Annotated in this window: 18 protein-coding genes and 1 other RNA gene; 7 read left to right on the plus strand and 12 right to left on the minus strand. The window is 54.0% G+C overall.

Features of this window, described 5'->3' with window-relative positions; translation table 11 throughout:
• Window positions 1-22 precede the first annotated feature (22 nt).
• The gene (gene tomB / locus ACXKZG_RS17135; protein WP_013201058.1) at window positions 23-403 is read left to right on the plus strand and encodes an Hha toxicity modulator TomB; all 381 of its coding nucleotides are present in this window, start codon (window positions 23-25) and stop codon (window positions 401-403) included.
• A gap of 29 nt (window positions 404-432) precedes the next feature.
• Window positions 433-651, plus strand: a complete 219-nt coding sequence (locus ACXKZG_RS17140; RefSeq protein ID WP_013201057.1) for an HHA domain-containing protein — start codon at window positions 433-435, stop codon at window positions 649-651.
• A gap of 58 nt (window positions 652-709) precedes the next feature.
• Here the strand turns inward: ACXKZG_RS17140 and ffs are convergent.
• Window positions 710-806, minus strand: an RNA gene (gene ffs, locus ACXKZG_RS17145) — signal recognition particle sRNA small type.
• 236 nt (window positions 807-1,042) lie between these two features.
• On the opposite strand from ffs, the gene ACXKZG_RS17150 reads away from it, so the two are divergent.
• Window positions 1,043-1,354: an MGMT family protein gene (locus ACXKZG_RS17150; RefSeq protein WP_488875187.1), complete on the plus strand. Its 312-nt coding sequence runs from the start codon at window positions 1,043-1,045 to the stop codon at window positions 1,352-1,354.
• A gap of 24 nt (window positions 1,355-1,378) precedes the next feature.
• Here ACXKZG_RS17150 and ACXKZG_RS17155 read toward each other — a convergent pair whose 3' ends face one another.
• Window positions 1,379-1,936: a YbaY family lipoprotein gene (locus ACXKZG_RS17155; RefSeq protein WP_134823600.1), complete on the minus strand. Its 558-nt coding sequence runs from the start codon at window positions 1,934-1,936 to the stop codon at window positions 1,379-1,381.
• A 221-nt stretch (window positions 1,937-2,157) separates the two neighbouring features.
• Here ACXKZG_RS17155 and tesB point away from each other — a divergent pair, with 221 nt between their 5' ends.
• Complete coding sequence (gene tesB, locus ACXKZG_RS17160) at window positions 2,158-3,024, plus strand: acyl-CoA thioesterase II (protein ID WP_013201054.1); 867 nt, start codon at window positions 2,158-2,160, stop codon at window positions 3,022-3,024.
• An 88-nt stretch (window positions 3,025-3,112) separates the two neighbouring features.
• Here tesB and amtB read toward each other — a convergent pair whose 3' ends face one another.
• From amtB to ACXKZG_RS17185, 5 genes are all read right to left on the minus strand, one after another.
• Window positions 3,113-4,417, minus strand: a complete 1,305-nt coding sequence (gene amtB, locus ACXKZG_RS17165; protein WP_013201053.1) for an ammonium transporter AmtB — start codon at window positions 4,415-4,417, stop codon at window positions 3,113-3,115.
• A 20-nt stretch (window positions 4,418-4,437) separates the two neighbouring features.
• On the minus strand, window positions 4,438-4,776 hold the full coding sequence (gene glnK, locus ACXKZG_RS17170) for a P-II family nitrogen regulator (protein WP_007886947.1): 339 nt from the start codon (window positions 4,774-4,776) through the stop codon (window positions 4,438-4,440).
• Between the two features lie 272 nt (window positions 4,777-5,048).
• Entirely contained in the window at window positions 5,049-6,812 is a 1,764-nt protein-coding gene (locus ACXKZG_RS17175) for a SmdB family multidrug efflux ABC transporter permease/ATP-binding protein (RefSeq protein WP_013201052.1), read from the minus strand.
• Window positions 6,805-8,574, minus strand: coding sequence for a SmdA family multidrug ABC transporter permease/ATP-binding protein (locus tag ACXKZG_RS17180; protein WP_134823598.1), 1,770 nt, complete (start codon window positions 8,572-8,574; stop codon window positions 6,805-6,807). The genes ACXKZG_RS17175 and ACXKZG_RS17180 overlap by 8 nt, the downstream gene beginning before the upstream one ends.
• Before the next feature lie 47 nt (window positions 8,575-8,621).
• The gene (locus ACXKZG_RS17185) at window positions 8,622-9,080 is read right to left on the minus strand and encodes an Lrp/AsnC family transcriptional regulator (RefSeq protein ID WP_013201050.1); all 459 of its coding nucleotides are present in this window, start codon (window positions 9,078-9,080) and stop codon (window positions 8,622-8,624) included.
• Between the two features lie 112 nt (window positions 9,081-9,192).
• Here ACXKZG_RS17185 and ACXKZG_RS17190 point away from each other — a divergent pair, with 112 nt between their 5' ends.
• Window positions 9,193-10,227 carry a PLP-dependent cysteine synthase family protein gene (locus tag ACXKZG_RS17190; RefSeq protein WP_013201049.1) on the plus strand — a complete coding sequence of 345 codons (1,035 nt, stop codon included), beginning with the start codon at window positions 9,193-9,195 and terminating at the stop codon, window positions 10,225-10,227.
• Window positions 10,228-10,296: 69 nt separating this feature from the next.
• Here ACXKZG_RS17190 and cof read toward each other — a convergent pair whose 3' ends face one another.
• On the minus strand, window positions 10,297-11,118 hold the full coding sequence (gene cof / locus ACXKZG_RS17195) for an HMP-PP phosphatase (protein WP_488875188.1): 822 nt from the start codon (window positions 11,116-11,118) through the stop codon (window positions 10,297-10,299).
• Window positions 11,119-11,219: 101 nt separating this feature from the next.
• Between cof and ACXKZG_RS17200 the strand changes: the two genes are divergently transcribed.
• Complete coding sequence (locus tag ACXKZG_RS17200) at window positions 11,220-12,920, plus strand: SgrR family transcriptional regulator (RefSeq protein ID WP_488875189.1); 1,701 nt, start codon at window positions 11,220-11,222, stop codon at window positions 12,918-12,920.
• A 66-nt stretch (window positions 12,921-12,986) separates the two neighbouring features.
• Window positions 12,987-13,682: a 7-cyano-7-deazaguanine synthase QueC gene (gene queC / locus ACXKZG_RS17205; protein WP_206402055.1), complete on the plus strand. Its 696-nt coding sequence runs from the start codon at window positions 12,987-12,989 to the stop codon at window positions 13,680-13,682.
• Here queC and ACXKZG_RS17210 read toward each other — a convergent pair.
• From ACXKZG_RS17210 to hupB, 4 genes are all read right to left on the minus strand, one after another.
• Entirely contained in the window at window positions 13,674-14,075 is a 402-nt protein-coding gene (locus tag ACXKZG_RS17210) for an acyl-CoA thioesterase (protein ID WP_013201045.1), read from the minus strand. The genes queC and ACXKZG_RS17210 overlap by 9 nt on opposite strands.
• Window positions 14,076-14,185: 110 nt before the next feature.
• A complete protein-coding gene (locus ACXKZG_RS17215; protein WP_041691926.1) occupies window positions 14,186-14,518 on the minus strand; it encodes a helix-hairpin-helix domain-containing protein in 333 nt (110 codons plus the stop codon).
• A gap of 139 nt (window positions 14,519-14,657) precedes the next feature.
• Complete coding sequence (gene ppiD / locus ACXKZG_RS17220) at window positions 14,658-16,529, minus strand: peptidylprolyl isomerase (RefSeq protein ID WP_346595145.1); 1,872 nt, start codon at window positions 16,527-16,529, stop codon at window positions 14,658-14,660.
• 245 nt (window positions 16,530-16,774) lie between these two features.
• A complete protein-coding gene (gene hupB, locus ACXKZG_RS17225) occupies window positions 16,775-17,047 on the minus strand; it encodes a nucleoid-associated protein HU-beta (RefSeq protein ID WP_013201042.1) in 273 nt (90 codons plus the stop codon).
• Window positions 17,048-17,155 lie beyond the last annotated feature (108 nt).

Raw genomic sequence — 17,155 nt, forward strand, 5'->3', positions numbered from 1 at the left:
ACTCGCTATGGAGGGGAAAAAGATGGACGAATACTCACCAAAAAGGCATGATATCGCCCAGCTGAAATTTGTGTGTGAAAATTTGTACGATGAAAGCCTGGCGACGTTAGGCGATAGTCATCACGGCTGGGTTAACGATCCTACTGCTGCAGTCAATTTACAGCTCAATGATCTGATTGAGCATATTGCTGCCTTCACCATGAATTACAAAATTAAACATCTCGAAGATAGTGACCTGATTAGTCAGATTGATGAATATCTCGATGATACGTTTATGCTCTTTAGTAATTACGGCATTAATGTTCAGGATTTGCAGCGCTGGCAAAAATCAGCAAAACGCTTGTTTAACATTTTCGCCGAGGAATGCGCTCTCGTGCCCGTACAGACGAGCCATTCATTTTAGCAACCCATTATTTTTTCTACGGTTTAACAATGACAGATAAACTTCTTACTAAAACTGATTATCTGATGCGTTTAAGACGGTGTCGGTCAATCGACACCCTCGAGCGCGTAATCGAAAAAAACAAATACGAATTATCCGATAATGAACTGGCTGTGTTTTATTCTGCGGCTGATCATCGTCTGGCCGAACTGACGATGAATAAACTCTACGATAAAATCCCGGTAGCAGTTTGGAAGTTCGTTCGATAAGTTTGAGTTTGATTGCAGGATGGACTGGCTGGCATACGAGGGCAGAATTGGGTGGGGGCCCTGCCAGCTACATCCCGGCACACGCGTCATCTGCTACGGCTGCTTCCTTCCGGATCTGACCGAGTTCACAAATTAGCATTGCGGGAGAACCAACCGGGCCCCCATTGAGTGCTCCATCAGATGGAGCGAGGGCATTATCAATGAAGCCCCAGGCAATTGCAAGCCTGCTCCTGATGACCGTTGCTTTCTTGTTCAACTCCGTTAAAAAATTCCTATCTGATTGTTTTCAAAGCCGATACGGGTTAAGCCGTAGGCTCTCTTATAACATCATGAAATCGCTTCAGATGTTCCGCACTTTCGATTACTGTTGACGTCGACAGGGGGAGAACAGATGGAACACTTTGACAGCTTTCAACAACGCATCTACCAAATCCTTGCCGCTATTCCCTATGGCAAAGTCACCACCTACGGTGATATTGCACGGTTGGCAGGGTCACCACGTGCCGCGCGTCAGGTCGGGGGCGTATTAAAGCGCCTTCCCGAGGGCAGCAAACTTCCCTGGCATCGGGTGATTAACCGGTTGGGTGAAATCTCGCTGACTGGGGATGATCTGGATCGACAGCGTAATGCATTACTGGAAGAAGGGATTGAGGTCAGTGCAGAAGGAAAAATCGCGTTGAAGCAGTACCGTTGGGAAGGATAACCGCCCCAGAAGGGGCGGCTGTAACTACATTGAACTTGGTGCGGGAACGGACGACGAAGGATTGACCTGCGTCGGCGACGTTGATGGCACGGTAGTGGCAGCACCCGGCAGCGTTGGCATCGCCATTGATGGCACCGGCACTAATAACAACTCCTGCTTGTTGCCACCATTGTTGATCACCGGTTTGACACTGTCGGTGATGAACATCATTTTGCCGTCAACCGTAATGGCCGCACTCAACAGGATGCGCGCATTAGGCTGAATCTCTGAAGGGTTGTACGGCAGAATAAAGTTGAACGGTGCCTGTTTGCCATCGGTTCTCACCACGCGCTGGGAGATGACCTTAGAAGGTGCATCTGCCATGGAGGCATCCGATAACGTCACGGTCAGCACGGCGTCAGGCGGCAGCGCCACTTTCTGACGAATGTAGATAGAACCACTGACATTAGGCTGACGCAGCGTCGCCTGCTCGCCGGCGACCTGTGAAGCCAGCGTTGCCGTCGGCACATCTTTTCCTTTATCGGCACATCCTGAGAGTGCCACCGCCAGTGCGGCGCCAGTTAACATTGGCCAGACTTTCATTGATGTAATCTCCTTAAGATCAATGGTGAAATTGAGGTCTCAGTTAGCCTGTAAACAGTGAATCACTGTTCCGTTAGCTTTAATTCTGGCACAACTTACTGATTTCTGCCTGGAAGCGCACCCTTCTCTCTTCTTCTTAAAAGATAATTGCCCTGCCCCGTTGACGGTAACTGGTCGGATCTCGCAAACTATCCTCCAGTCGTTTACTGAGGATCCACGCTATGAGCCAGGCCCTGCAAAATCTGTTAAACCTGTTGGATTTGGAAAAGCTTGAAGAGGGCCTTTTTCGTGGCCAGAGTGAGGATCTGGGATTACGCCAGGTCTTTGGTGGCCAGGTTGTCGGCCAGGCGCTGTATGCCGCCAAACAGACCGTTCCGGCAGACCGCATCATTCACTCTTTCCACAGCTATTTTTTACGCCCGGGCGATAGCCAGAAGGCGATTATTTATGATGTGGAAACGCTGCGTGACGGGCAGAGTTTCAGCGCCAGAAGGGTGAAAGCCGTTCAGAACGGACAGCCTATTTTCTATATGACCGCCTCATTCCAGGGGCCAGAAAGCGGCTTTGAGCATCAAAAATCGATGCCTGAGGTGCCGGGTCCTGATAACCTGCCCAGCGAAGCCGACTATGCAAAGCAGCTTGCCAGCTATATCCCCGAGAAAGCGCGTGACAAGTTTCTCTCCGAGAAGCCTTTTGAAATCCGGCCGGTTAAGTTTCATAACCCGCTTAAAGGCCACGTGGATGAACCGACCCGTCACGTCTGGCTGCGGGCAAACGGCGTGATGCCTGAAGACCGGCGCATCCATCAGTATCTGTTGGGGTATGCTTCCGACTTCAACTTCCTGCCGGTAGCACTGCAACCGCACGGTAAAGGATTCCTCGAACCGGGTATGCAGGTCGCTACCATCGATCACTCAATGTGGTTCCACCGTCCGTTCGATCTCAATCAATGGCTGCTGTACAGCGTGGAGAGCACCTCTGCGTCGAGTGCGCGTGGTTTTGTTCGTGGTGAGTTTTACACTCAGGACGGTACGCTGGTCGCGTCTACGGTTCAGGAAGGCGTGATGCGGGTGCGCGAAGTGAAATAACGTCACCTGAAGAGCGGAAAAACGAACGGCTCCCGAAGGAGCCGTTTTTTTATTCTACTTTTAGCGCACTGCTTTTCTTGATACGGGCTTACTGGTTGTAAGCATTCTCGCCATGGCTGTTGACGTCCAGACCTTCGCGTTCCTGATCTTCCGGAACACGCAGACCCACAATCATGTCAGCAATTTTGAAGGCCACGAAGGCGACCACTCCGGTCCAGACGATGGTCACACCGACGCTGAAGATCTGGATCCAGACCTGATGGCCCATGGTCACGCCAGGTGCATAGCCTACGCCACCCAGTGAAGAAGAGGCGAAGACGCCGGTCAGGATACAGCCTACGATGCCGCAGACGCCGTGAACGCCGAACACGTCACATGGGTCATCCACACGCAGCCATTTCTTCAGGATGGTAACACCCCACAGACCTGCCAGACCGCCGACGATGCCGATAATCAGCGCACCACCCACACCAACATAACCACAGGCAGGAGTAATCGCGACCAGACCGGCAATCACACCAGAGCAGACGCCCAGCAGTGAAGGTTTGCCACGCAGAGCCCACTCACCGAAGGTCCAGCTCAGCATCGCGCCAGCTGTTGCCATAACGGTGTTCAGGAACGCCAGACCGGCAATTTCGTTAGCTGCACTGGCTGAGCCAGCGTTGAAGCCAAACCAGCCCACATACAGAATCGCCGTACCCATAAAGACCATTGGCAGATTGTGAGGCTTAAAGGCTTCTTTGCCGAAACCAGCACGTTTACCCACCAGGTAAGCACCCACCAGACCAGCAACTGCGGCGTTAATGTGCACAACGGTACCGCCTGCGAAGTCCAGCGCACCGTCCTGGGCCAGCAAACCGCCTGACCAGACCATGTGTGCAATAGGCAGATACGAGAAGGTCAGCCAGATAGCAACGAAGATCAGTACCGCTGAGAAGCGAACGCGCTCAGCAATCGATCCAACAATCAGGCCCACGGTGATACAGGCGAACGAAGCCTGGAAGGAGACGTGGATATATTGGTAGAAGGTGCCTACCAGTGAGGTCAGCTGGATGTTTTTCAACATCGCCATGCTGAAGCCACCGAAGAAGGCGTTACCTTCACTGAAGGCCAGTGAATAACCGTAAAGCATCCACAATACGCACACCATCGCGAAGGTCACAGAGACCTGAGTCATCATGGAAAGCACGTTTTTAGCGCGGAGCAGACCGCCGTAAAACAGGGCAATACCCGGCAACGTCATGAACAGCACCAGCGCGGTGCAGATCATCATAAAGGCGTTGTCAGCTTTATCAGCCACTGCCGGTGCTGCAGCCATCGCAAGCGACGGTAACAGAGCCAGACTGGCGAGGCCGAACAGAGCAATTTTTTTATTCATTTTATCCCATCCCATCAACATTCTTAGCCCCGAGATTACAGTGCTGCTTCGTCAGTTTCGCCAGTGCGAATACGGATAACTCGCTGCAGTTCCGCAACAAAAATCTTACCGTCACCGATTTTGCCGGTGTAGGCAGCCTTGCTGATCACATCAACCACTTCATCCAGCTGGTCGTCTGCAATCGCAATGTCTATTTTTACTTTTGGCAGGAAGTTCACGCTGTATTCTGCACCGCGATAAAGTTCTGCATGCCCTTTCTGGCGACCAAAGCCTTTCACTTCGGTCACGGTCAGCCCTTGAATACCGATAGAGGAAAGTGCTTCACGCACGTCTTCCAACTTAAACGGTTTAATTACCACGGTAACCAGCTTCATATGATCCCCCTCCAGATATTGAATACGGTTGTTTCGCCCAACACGGATTGATTAAAGCAAAGGCTGTGCCATAAATTAAAAATTGGCATTTTTCAGACGATTAGTCAGTCTGGCTCAGTGTTGCTGAGCAAAGCAGAGAAAAACAGAAGGAGGTGAAGCAGAATGTAGCCAACAAAAAACGCACCATTACGGTGCGTCGCGCGTTAATTATGTGCAAAAGCGGGAATTCGGCCGGTTATGCGCCTGTTCCTGGTGCAGCGAAGCGGCAGTCTTTACACCGCCTCGCCCGCTTCCAGTTCATCGCCGACCTGCTGCAATTGGTACATTTGCCAGTAACGGCCCTGTTTTTCCAGCAGCGTCTGATGATTCCCCTGTTCGACAGCACGACCACGGTGCAGAACCAGGATGGTATCGGCGTCGATAATCGTTGAAAGCCGGTGTGCAATGACCACCAGCGTGGTTTTTTCGCGCACGGCTTTCAGCGCCTTCTGGATGGCTTGTTCAGTGCCAGAATCGATATTGGCCGTTGCTTCATCGAGGATCAAAATCTGCGGCGAAGCCACCAGCACCCGAGCCATCGCCAGCAACTGCTTTTGCCCGACGGAAAGGTTATTCCCCTGCTCGCCAAGACGAGTATGGATGCCCTCAGACAGGCCGCGCGCCAGTTCAGCCAGCTGCACCGTCTCCAGCGCTTGCCACACCGCCTCTTCAGAGATATCGCGCCCCAGGGTCACGTTAGCAAAGAAGGTATCCGCCAGGACCACCGGATCCTGTTGAACCATCGCCACCGACTGACGTAAAACGCTGTGGCTGAGCGTACTTAACGGTCGACCATCCAGACAAATTTCACCGTGCTGAATCGGGTAGTAACCCATCATCAGATTGGCCAGCGTGCTTTTACCGCTGCCGGTATGGCCGACCAGCGCCACGAAGTTACGCGACGGGACGTCAAGGCAGATATCGCTCAGCACATTGCGATCGTCGCGGTAAGCGAAAGTCAGATCCCTGACCGAGATGGACCCCGAGGTCAGTGGCCGGGTATCCGTGCCGTAATCCTGGCGCGGGGCATCGATCAGTTCAAAGATGCGCTCTCCTGCCACCACCGCCTGCTGCAGCATAGACTGCTGCGTAGTGAGTTCGATCAGCGGTTCATTGAGCCTGCCGAGGTAGTTGATAAAGGCATACAGAACGCCGACCTCAATGCTGCCCGCAGACGAGAAGCCAAACAGCAGCATCAGTCCACAAAGGATCAGGGCAGAGAACAGGCTGAGCAGCGGACGCAGCAGGAAACCATCAAGCTTCAGCGTTTCCATACGCGCCAGATAATGCGAGCGGCTGGCTTCACCCATACGCTCACCAAAGCGCGCCTGCTGGCGGAACTGCTGGATCACGCTCATGCCGTTAATCACTTCATTGAAGCCATTATTGATATCAGCCAGATAGCTGCGCATGCGACGGACAATCGGCGTGCTGTAACGCTGATAAATCAGCATCACCGTCAGCACGGCCGGGAAGATGGTGATCGCCACCAGCGCCATGCGCCAGTCAAGACTGAACATCGCCACCAGCATCGCCCCAATCAGCGCGGCACTGCGTAAGACGGTGGCAACCACCGTGACGTACAGATCGCGCACCACTTCGGTGTCATTGGTAACGCGGGAGATGATTTGCCCAACCGGTTGGGTATCAAACGCACTCAGCGGCTGCCGTAAGGCCGCATCCATCACGTCCATCCGCAGTTGCTGAACCACGCCCACTGCGGCCTGGTTAAACAGCAGCGCCTGCCAGTAATGCAGCGAGGCCGCGAGAATTTGCAGCAGGATAAAACTGGTAGCCAGCCCGGAGACTAACGCTAACGGCATATTATGTTTGGCGACCATATTATCAATAAAGTAGCTGATAAGGATGGGCCCCATCACCTCGGCGGCGGCGGCTATCCACAGCAGCAATACCGCCAGGCCGAGCGATTTACGCCACGGCGATCCGTATTTCAGTAACCGCTTAAGGGTCGGCCAGAGGTGGGCAAGATTAGCCATGTGGCACTCCCTTTTCGATCTCTTCTTCGTCCAGTGCCGCTTCCAGCTGCTGATAACGGTACATATCCTGATACCAGCCGGGTTCAGCGGCGAGTTGTTCGTGCTCTCCACGCTGGGTCACCGCGCCTTTCTGCATCACCAGAATTTCGCTGGCTTCGGTCAGGGCAGATAAGCGGTGCGCGCTGATAATCACCGTTCTTCCCTGCCCCCAGCGCCGGAGGTTATGCAGGATTTGATGTTCAGTACGACCATCTACCGCCGAGAGTGCATCATCGAGGATCAGGATCTCAGCATCCAGCAACAGTGCCCGCGCGATTGAAATACGCTGTTTCTGTCCACCGGAAAGCATCACGCCACGCTCGCCCACTTCAGTGTCATAGCCTTTTGGCAGACGCAAAATGTCGTCGTGAACGTTCGCCAGCCTGGCCGCCTGCTCAATATCCGCCGGCTTGGCGGTTGGCCGTCCCAGCGCGATATTGTTGGCGATGGTATCGGAAAACAGGAAAGGAGTCTGACTGACCACGGCCAGACGCCCCCGCCAGCTATCAAGCCGCAGCTGCGGTAAGGGAATGCCGTGGAAACGAATGTCGCCCTGGGAAATATCAAAATGGCGCTGGATTAGGCTGAGCAAGGTGCTTTTCCCGGACCCCGTTGGCCCACACAGCCCGAGCATTTGTCCCGGTTTCAGGTGGACATTGACGTGCCGGAGCGAGGGATTTTGCGCGCCAGGGTAGCAGAATTCGCGAATGGCGATCTGCAGCGATCCGCGCTCTTCTGGCAGGGTTTTGCTGCCGTCTTCCACCGCAGGCGCTTCAGACAGCAACGAGCGGATGCGGCTCCAGGCAGCGCTGCCGCGCTCAACAATGTTAAACATCCAGGCCAGCGCCAGCATCGGCCAGATCATTAAGCCCAGGTACATGACAAAACTGGTCAGTTGCCCCAAGGTCATCTGATCGTGCCAGACCAGCCAGCTGCCACCGCCAATGGCCAGCAGGTTAGACATGCCAATCGCGATATAAATGGTCGGATCAAAGCGGGCATCGACGCGCGCTACCCGCAAATTCTTGCGGCCGGTGTCTTTGGCAATATCGGCAAACTGACCGGACTGATGATCTTCCAGACCAAATGCCTTGATCATGCGGATGCTGGTTAAGCTTTCCTGCGTCTGATCATTCAGCGAAGAGAACGCGGCCTGAGCCAGCTTAAAGCGGTTGTGCAACTGGTCGCCGTAGCGCTTGATCACTATCGCCATGATCGGCATCGGCAACAGCGCCAGCAGGGTCAACTGCCAGCTGATTTGGGTACTCATCACAAACAGTACCACCAGCCCCATCACCAGTGAGTCCACCAGCGTCAGCACCCCTTCGCCAGCGGCAAACACCACGCGATCGACATCATTAGTGGCCCGCGCGATCAGGTCGCCCGTGCGATGGCGCAGATAAAATTCGGGATGCTGGCGGCTCAGCTGGCGGTAGAAGTCCTGACGCAGTTCGACCGCCAGTTGGTAAGAGGCCCCGAACAACAATACGCGCCAGACATAGCGCAGCAGATAAACCACCACGGCGGTGATCAGCATCACGCCGATCCACATCATCAACTGAGAGGTGCTCATCTGCTGATGAGAAACGCCGTCGACAACCATGCCGACCACTTTTGGCGGCAACAATTGCAGAATGGCAATCACAATCAGTAACGCAACGGCCCCAAGGTAGCGGCGCCACTCACGAATAAAATACCAGCTTAATTGGCTAAACAGTCGCACAGAAAACGTCCTGGTTAAGATTGAGCAGGGTTAACGCCGGCGCCTGCTCATTTTAATGGCAGCGCGGTAGTGTATTTTATCTCTTCCATCGCAAAGCTCGAAGTCACATCCAGCAATCCTGGAACCCCGTTCACTAAACGTTTATAGAAGGCATCATAGGTTTTCATATCAGCCACCTGAATGCGCAGCAGATAATCGTATTCTCCGGCCATACGATAACAGCCCATCACCTCGGGCATCGCCTGCACCACCTCAACAAATTGCTGATACCAGCTGCTGCTGTGCTGCTGGGTTTTGATCAGCATAAAGGCGGTCAATGACAGATCGAGTTTATCGGCATCAAGCAACGCGACCCGGCCGCGAATATAGCCTTCATCTTCCAGCCTTTTCAACCGTTTCCAGCAGGGCGTGGTGGTCAAATGCACCGCATCAGCCAGCGCCTGCAGCGATAACGTGCAGTCCTGCTGCAGCAGCGCCAACAGCTTAAGGTCAGTTTTATCTGTCATTGCCGATTTCCGGAGAATAATTTTCTCTTAAGGGGCCATTTTACAGGAAAGAGAGTAAACCTTTTTTCCGATTAATGCCGTACTCTTTAACAAATTTTGCCGGGGAAAGAACATGTCAGATTTATGGGTATCGCACGCTATTAAAGAGATCAATGCCGACATTCAACGTTCAGCCGATACGCATTTGATCCGCCTGCCGCTGGCAGCCTATCCAGGCATCTGGCTGTATCTGAAAGACGAGAGCACGCATCCCAGCGGCAGCCTTAAGCACCGCCTGGCGCGTTCGCTGTTTTTGTATGGCTTGTGCAACGGCTGGATAAAAGAAGGTACGCCAATTATCGAGGCTTCTTCGGGCAGCACTGCGGTTTCTGAAGCCTACTTCGCGCGGTTGTTGGGCCTGCCTTTTATTGCCGTTATGCCCGCCACCACGGCAAAACGTAAGGTTGAGCAGATTACCTTCTACGGCGGCCGTTGCCATTTCGTCAGCGATCCCTGCCAGATGTATGCTGAATCCGAGCAGCTGGCCCGTGAGCTGAACGGCCACTTTATGGATCAGTTTACCTATGCCGAACGGGCCACTGACTGGCGCGGTAATAACAATATTGCAGACAGCATTTTCCAGCAGATGCAGAACGAACCCTTCCCGGTGCCGGAAAGCATCGTGATGAGCGCTGGCACCGGCGGCACCTCGGCAACCATTGGCCGCTATTTGCGCTATCAGGGACACGCTACCCGGCTGACGGTGGTCGATCCTGAAAATTCGGTGTTTTACGATTACTGGCATCAGCGGGATAAAACCCTGCGCAACACCACCGGCGGGAAGATTGAGGGGATCGGTCGCCCGCGCGTCGAACCTTCATTTATTGCTGACGTGGTGGATGAGATGATCCGCGTGCCGGATGCCGCGAGTATTGCCACTATGCTCTGGCTGGAAAAACAGCTCGGCCGTAAGCCTGGCGCGTCAACCGGCACCAACGTGTGGGGAGCGTTGCAGATAGCCAGCAGAATGGCGGAAGAGCAGCGTACAGGCGCCATCGTCACGCTGTTGTGTGACAGCGGTGAACGCTATCTGGACAGCTATTACAATGCGGAGTGGGTCGCGGAAAACATCGGCGATATTACGCCCTGGCAGAACATGCTCAACTAAAACGCCGGGCTTTCCCGCCCGGCAAACATCAGCGTTAAATGCCGGACCGCCCTGTCCGGCATAATGACCTCAATATTCGGGGGAATAAGCGAGGTTTGGGGTAGAAAGCCAGTGATTGAGGTAATGCGACACGCCCTGCGTTTCACAATGTCCGATAACCGGCAAATGCGGCAATAAGGCTTTCAGCTGACTCATCGCGTTACCCATAATGAATCCGCGCCCGACCGTTTCCAGCATCTCACGATCGTTCATGGCATCGCCAAACGCCATGCAATCTGCCAGCGTAAAACCCAGCGAAGACGAGAGTGAATCCAGCGCAGTGCCTTTGTTGCAGCCTGGCGGCAGGACTTCAAGACAATCCCGCGCAGAGAAACAGATGTGAGAACGATTGCCCAGCGCATCTTCCAACCGTCCCTTGAGCTGGCAAAGCTCGTCGTGATCGGCGATGAAACAGGTTTTCGTGATCATATGTGCCGGCAGGCGTTTCAGATCGGCAAGCTGATAGCGGAAACCGCTCATCTGATGCGCGTGGAGAATGTGCGGCACGTCGAACTCGGTTAACCAGCCATCATCATTAAAAACATGCAGGCTGGCGGTAGTGTCCCAGTGCGTATGAATGACCTCTTCCGCCACATCAGGCGACAGATCGCAGGCGGAAAGTAAGTTGCCCTGCTGATCGTGTACTCGCGTGCCATTGCCGGTGATCAGGTAGGCCTTCAATTTAAAATCCGCGATCAGCGGCTGCATTTCCAGCCAGTGGCGACCGGTAGCAAAGGTCAGTAATACGCCCTTTTCATCCAGCGCACGCAGCGCCGTCAGAGTTCGTTCTCCCAGCTGATGGTCAGGCATCAGCAAGGTACCATCCATATCAAACGCCGCCAGACGAGCCATTATTTCTCCAGTGCCTGTTTTTTCATCGAGTGCTGAGTATCACCTGGTATTTACGGAACTAATAGTGAATACTTCTGAAAAAGTGTTCCGGGTTTATTTCGATGCGCCAGTTAAACCGACTCAATCAATATCAACGCCTGTGGCAGGCCAGCCTGGGCGAACCTCAGTTAACCAGCGTGGCGGAAATCGCCGGGCGCTGTATTTGCAGCGAACGCCATGTCCGCACGCTACTGGGCCAGTGGCAGTCGGCCGGCTGGTTGCGCTGGCAGGCCCAGTCCGGTCGCGGTAAACGCGGTGAACTCGAATTTTTACAGTCTCCGACTCAGCTCAGAACAATCCTTTTTCAGCAGCAGTTAGATCAGGGCTTGTCACATCAGGCGCTGGAACTGGTACAGATCGCACCGGAACAGCTTAATCAGTTGCTCAAACCCTTTATGGGCGGTCAGTGGCTGGACGATCGCCCCACGTTACGTATTCCTTATTACCGTCCGTTGGATCCCCTCAATCCACTGGATATGCCTGGGCGCGCTGAACAACATCTTGCCGGGCAGATTTTTTCCGGCCTGACGCGTTTTCAGGACGATCGCGTTGTCGCCGATCTGGCTCACCACTGGCAATGCAGTGAGGATGGCTTAAGCTGGTTCTTCTTTCTGCGTCCGCAGCTTTACTGGCACAGCGGCGAGCGAGTGACATCGCTGCAGATCATGCAGCACCTGCAAAGGGTCATCGACAGCCCGGCAGGGACAAAGCAGTTAGCCAGCGTAAAATCCCTCTCTCTTCCTCAATCGATGTGCCTGCAAATCGATCTGCATCGCCCCGATTACTGGCTCACCTGGCGCCTGGCCACGGTGCTCTGTCTGCTGACGCATCCGGACGATCCTGCTATTGGATCCGGTCCGTGGAAATTGAGCCACTGGTCACCGGAGCTGGTCAGAATCGAAAATCACGAGCGTTATTATGGCAATCAGCCGCTCATGCAGATGGTGGAGTACTGGATCACGCCGCAGCTTTTCGACAAAACCCTCGGGACCAGCTGCCGCCATCCGGTGCAGATAGCAATTGGTGAGCAACATGAACTGTCGCTTTTACGCCCGGTCAGCCGTCGGATTAGCCTGGGATTTTGTTACCTGGCGTTGAAGCAGAACGGCGCCCTTTCCCCCGCTCAGGCACAAAAAATACTGGCGCTGATCCGCAGTAAGAAGGTGATTGAAGAACTGCCTCTGGAGGAAGGTCTGATTACCCCGAGTCTGGAGATGCTGCCCGGCTGGCCGGTGCCAGAGATTAGCGCTCAGGAAGAAACGGAATTGCCCGCCACGCTGAATCTGCACTATCACCTGCCGGTGGAACTGCATGCGATGGCCGAAAAGCTGCAACAGGTGCTGACGGAGGAAGGTTGCCAGCTAAGACTGCACTTTCATCCAGCGAAAAACTGGCAGGGGTATAGCGGTCTGGAAACGGCTGACATCATTATGGGCGATCGCCTGATTGGTGAAGCGCCGGCGTTCACCCTGGAGAGCTGGCTAAAACTGGATCCTCTCTGGCCGACGCTGCTGGGTGAGGTGACTTATCAGCAACTGCTGAACACGCTCGAGCAGATCCAGTGCAATAACATCGAAGCCGAGCGGCTGACCGGACTGCAACAGGCCTTTCATCAGCTGATGGCGCAGTCGGTGATTACGCCGCTGTTCAACTATCGTTATCAGGTGAGTGCCCCACCGGACGTGGAAGATATCGCCTTAAATGCCTGGGGATGGTTTGATTTTTCCCGCGCGTGGATCCCGCCGCCGGTCACCATTCCCTGAGCAAAACTACCCTTCTGCCGCCACAGGCAGTACCATACGGCCTAACAGATGACTAAGGTGATTAAAATGAGACGTGCAGTGGTGGTTTTCAGCGGTGGACAGGATTCAACAACCTGTCTGATTCAGGCTTTGCAACAGTATGATGAGGTGCATTGCATCACCTTCGATTACGGCCAGCGCCATCGTGCGGAAATCGATATTGCCCGCGAGCTTTCACTTTCTTTGGGCGCACGCGCGCACAAAGTTCTTGATGTAACCATGTTAAATGAGTTAGCGGTCAGCAGCCTGACGCGTGAGAGCATTCCGGTACCGGCTTACGATCCCGATGCCAGCGGCTTGCCGAGCACCTTTGTGCCGGGCCGCAATATCCTGTTCCTGACCCTCGCCTCCATTTATGCTTATCAGGTTGAGGCGGAAGCGGTGATCACGGGCGTCTGTGAGACCGATTTCTCGGGCTACCCAGACTGCCGCGATGAGTTTGTTAAGGCGCTGAACCATGCGATTGAACTCGGCATGGCAAGGTCTGTGCGCTTTGAAACGCCGCTGATGTGGCTGAACAAAGCTGAAACCTGGGCGCTGGCCGACTACTGGCAGCAACTGCCGCTGGTGCGCAATGAAACGCTGACCTGCTACAACGGCGTGAAAGGCGACGGCTGTGGCGAATGCGCTGCCTGCCATCTTCGCGCGAAGGGCTTGAACGAGTATCAGGCCAACGGACAGGCGGTGATGGCCGAAATGAAACGCAAAACCGGCCTACGCTGACAGCATCTCTTCCATTCTTCTTTTCAGTTCTCCTTCCATCGGCTGCGCCTTTTGTGTGCGCAGATCGATGCAGACAAACGTCAGCGCGGCGTCGGCCACCACTTCACCCGCTGGGGCCAGCGTCACGGTCTGACCAATCACGCCACTTTTCCCGCCCAGCTGGAGCAACTTACTGTGGATGTCTAACACATCGCCCATCACCGCTGGCCGGCGATAATTAATGTTGATGTTGACCACCACAAACGCCAGTTGGTTCTCCTGCAGCCAGTTGAACGACTCCAGGCGTTCCAGCCACTCCCAACGGGCTTCCTCAAGGAACTCCAGATAGCGGGCATTATTGACGTGCTGGTAAACATCCAGATGATAGCCACGGACTTTGATGGTGGTATGCATAGTTACGCTGCCCTTATAAAAAAGTAGAAGTCACCCAACTGGTATGACCTCTACAGGTTAGCAGCCGTTTCAGGCCTTCAGCAGATAATGCGTTAAAGTCGCGAGTTAAGTCACAATTTCAGCCGTGACAGATTTCTCTCCACCAGCGCATTCCCCATGCCGGGCACTTCTTTTAGTTGTTCAATATCGGTAAACGCGCCGTACTGCTCGCGGTAACTGATAATGGCTTCGGCTTTTTTGAGCCCGACGCCATTCAATGCCGCGGCCAGTTGCTGGGCGGTAGCCTGATTCAGGCTTACCTTGTCGCTTGCAGTGGCCGTACTTTCCGTAGCGACCTGAGCAGACGCCGCCGATGTCGTTTCTGCCGCTTTTACCGGTATTGCAGTCAGGATGCCTGCGCTCATTGCGGTAAAAAAACATAACGCGATAAGTGGGTGTTTCATGCTGTATTCCTCCATGTGTGTGACAGCAACGCCACGGTACAGCGGAAGAATTCGGTAAACAAATGGCGGATTAGAGAAATGGAAAAGGCCGCGAAAGCGGCCTTTGGTATTGCATGTCGTTGCAGGAAATTTGCGAGGCTTATTGGGCCTGCGCGGCTGCACCGTATTTGATTTTGGCTTCTTTACGCAGGTTGCTCAGCATGGCTTCGAAGGTGATCTGCGCGTTGTTTTGCGTGATCCCCTGAACCATTGCCTTCTTCTGCGCGTCCGGCATTGAACCGCTACGCACCTGATCCAGCGCCACCAACAGCACGTTGCCTTCACCATCTTCACTGGTCGCGTAAGACGGTTTGTCCTTCGCTGGCAGACTCATGGTGAATGCGGCCTGGGTTACGGCATCCTGACCGTTGCGGGTCAGCGTTTTCTGGCTGCCGAAGCTCAGGTTAGCGGCTTTCATCGCCTCATCACCCTTGCCTGCTTTCAGATCGGCCAACAGTTTATCCGCCTGCGCTTTCGCCTGAGCCTGCGCCTTCTGCGTTTTCAGCGTATCGGTGATCTGGGCCGTGACCTGATCCAGTGGTTTCACCGCTTCAGGCTTGTGCTCGCTAACACGCAGCACGAACGCACGATCACCATCGACAGTGATGATGTCCGAGTTACTGCCAGGTGCGCCGTTCTCGCCGACTAAGCCGCCATTGAAGATGGCCTGCTCAACCTGCTTGAAGTTCAGCTCAGCAGGCGGATTATCATGGCTGAACCAGCCCGTTTCCACCGCCTTCACACCAGCAGCCTGCTCTGCACCCGCCAGTGACTCATTGTCATTGGTGGCCGCATCGCTCACTTTCTGCTGCAGTTTGTAGTAAGCATCAATCGCTTTTTCCTGCTTCACTTTTGCAGCGATGTCGTCATGGACGGCAGCCAGCGGCTTGATCTGCTGTGGCTGAACATCCGTCAGACGGGCAACGATGAAGCCGACAGACGACTTGATCACCCCTGACAGCTGACCTTTCTCTTTCAGGCCGGCACTTTTCAGTTCATCCGGCGTGGTGTCTGGCTCAAGCCAGCCCATGTCGCCACCGTTACGGGCAGAAATTGGGTCAGCAGATTTTTCTTTAGCTAGCGCGGCAAAGTCACCGCCTTTTTTCAGTGCATCCAGAGCCGACTGCGCTTCCGCTTCGGTTTTGGTCTGGATAATGCTGTAACGGCTACGCTGCGGCTGAGTGTAATCAGCCTGATGCTGATCGTACCAACTCTGGATATCAGCCTCGCTGGCGGTTTCCTGCATCGAAGCCGCATCTAACTTGATGTAGCTAACGCGGAACTGCTCAGGAGACATGAAGTTGTTTTTGTTCTGCTCGTAGTAGTTTTTGATCTCTTCCGCGCTGACGGTCTGTTTAGCGGCCAGTGCCGCCACATTGATCGTCGCCTCGCGAACCAGACGCTCCTGAGAAACCAGCGCAGCCAGTGCGTCAGTTTCACCGGTCAGCATGAAGTCGGTATTGGTCACCGCAGCAATCAGCTGTTGGGTGGTCAACTGCTTACGCAGTGCTTCAGCGTACTGATCGGCGGTGAAGCCCATCTGATTAATAAGACCCAGGTATTTTGTATTATCAAACTTGCCGTTGGTCTGGAAAGCCGACTGGTTGAAAATAGCCTGTTTGATTTGATCATCGCTGATGGCCAGGCCGAGATCTTTGGCATAGCCGGTCAGGAGCGATTCATCGACCAGCTGAGACAGCGCCTGCTGGCGGATCTGCTGAATGTAGGCAGGGTTTCCGGCGAGCTGGGAGAACTGTTCGCCCAACTGCTGCTGCTGACGTGAACGTTCATTTGAGAAGGCGTTCTCGAGCTGTGCACGGCTGATTTCCTGTCCGTTAACCTTGGCGGCGTAATCTCCGTTACCGCCGATCAGGTAGTTGCCCACCCCGGTCAAAACGAAAGACAGAATGATCAATGCCAATATAATTTTGAGCACGACATGGTTCGACGCCGCGCGTAAATTGTCCATCATGGTGTGACAACACTCCGCTGTAGTGTGAATGTAAACCCTTGCGCTTTCGTCCCGTCTTCCCGGGGACGCTCCACGCCGCTGCGTAGCAAACCGCACGCCACTATGACAACCGCAATTCGCAAATGTCATTGAAACATAAAAAAAGGCACATCAGTTTTTTTGATGTGCCCCGTATGGTACATGAGAACGCGAACACAGTCCTCACTCTCCACCGAAGAAATTGCCTCAGTGGAAACATACCGCCATTAGTTAACGGCGTCTTTCAGCGCTTTACCGGCACGGAAGCCTGGTACTTTACCCGCTGGGATGGTGATTTCTTTACCGGTCTGTGGGTTACGGCCGGTACGCTCTGAGCGCTCACGCACGGAGAACGTGCCGAAGCCTACCAGTGCAACTTCATCGCCTTCTTTCAGTGAATCTGACACTGAGCCCATGAAAGCATCTAAAACACGTCCCGCTGCCGCTTTAGAAATGTCGGCGCTTGCAGCAATTTTGTCGATCAACTGTGACTTATTCACTCAATAATCCCCTCTTTTATTATTCACTTCGCAGTCGGGCTTCCCACCCGCGACGAACGCGCATCAATTATTTGGATTCAGTATTCCTGTCATGCCGAAAACGGCAAC

The sequence above is a fragment of the Erwinia sp. 2186 genome (assembly GCF_057812255.1).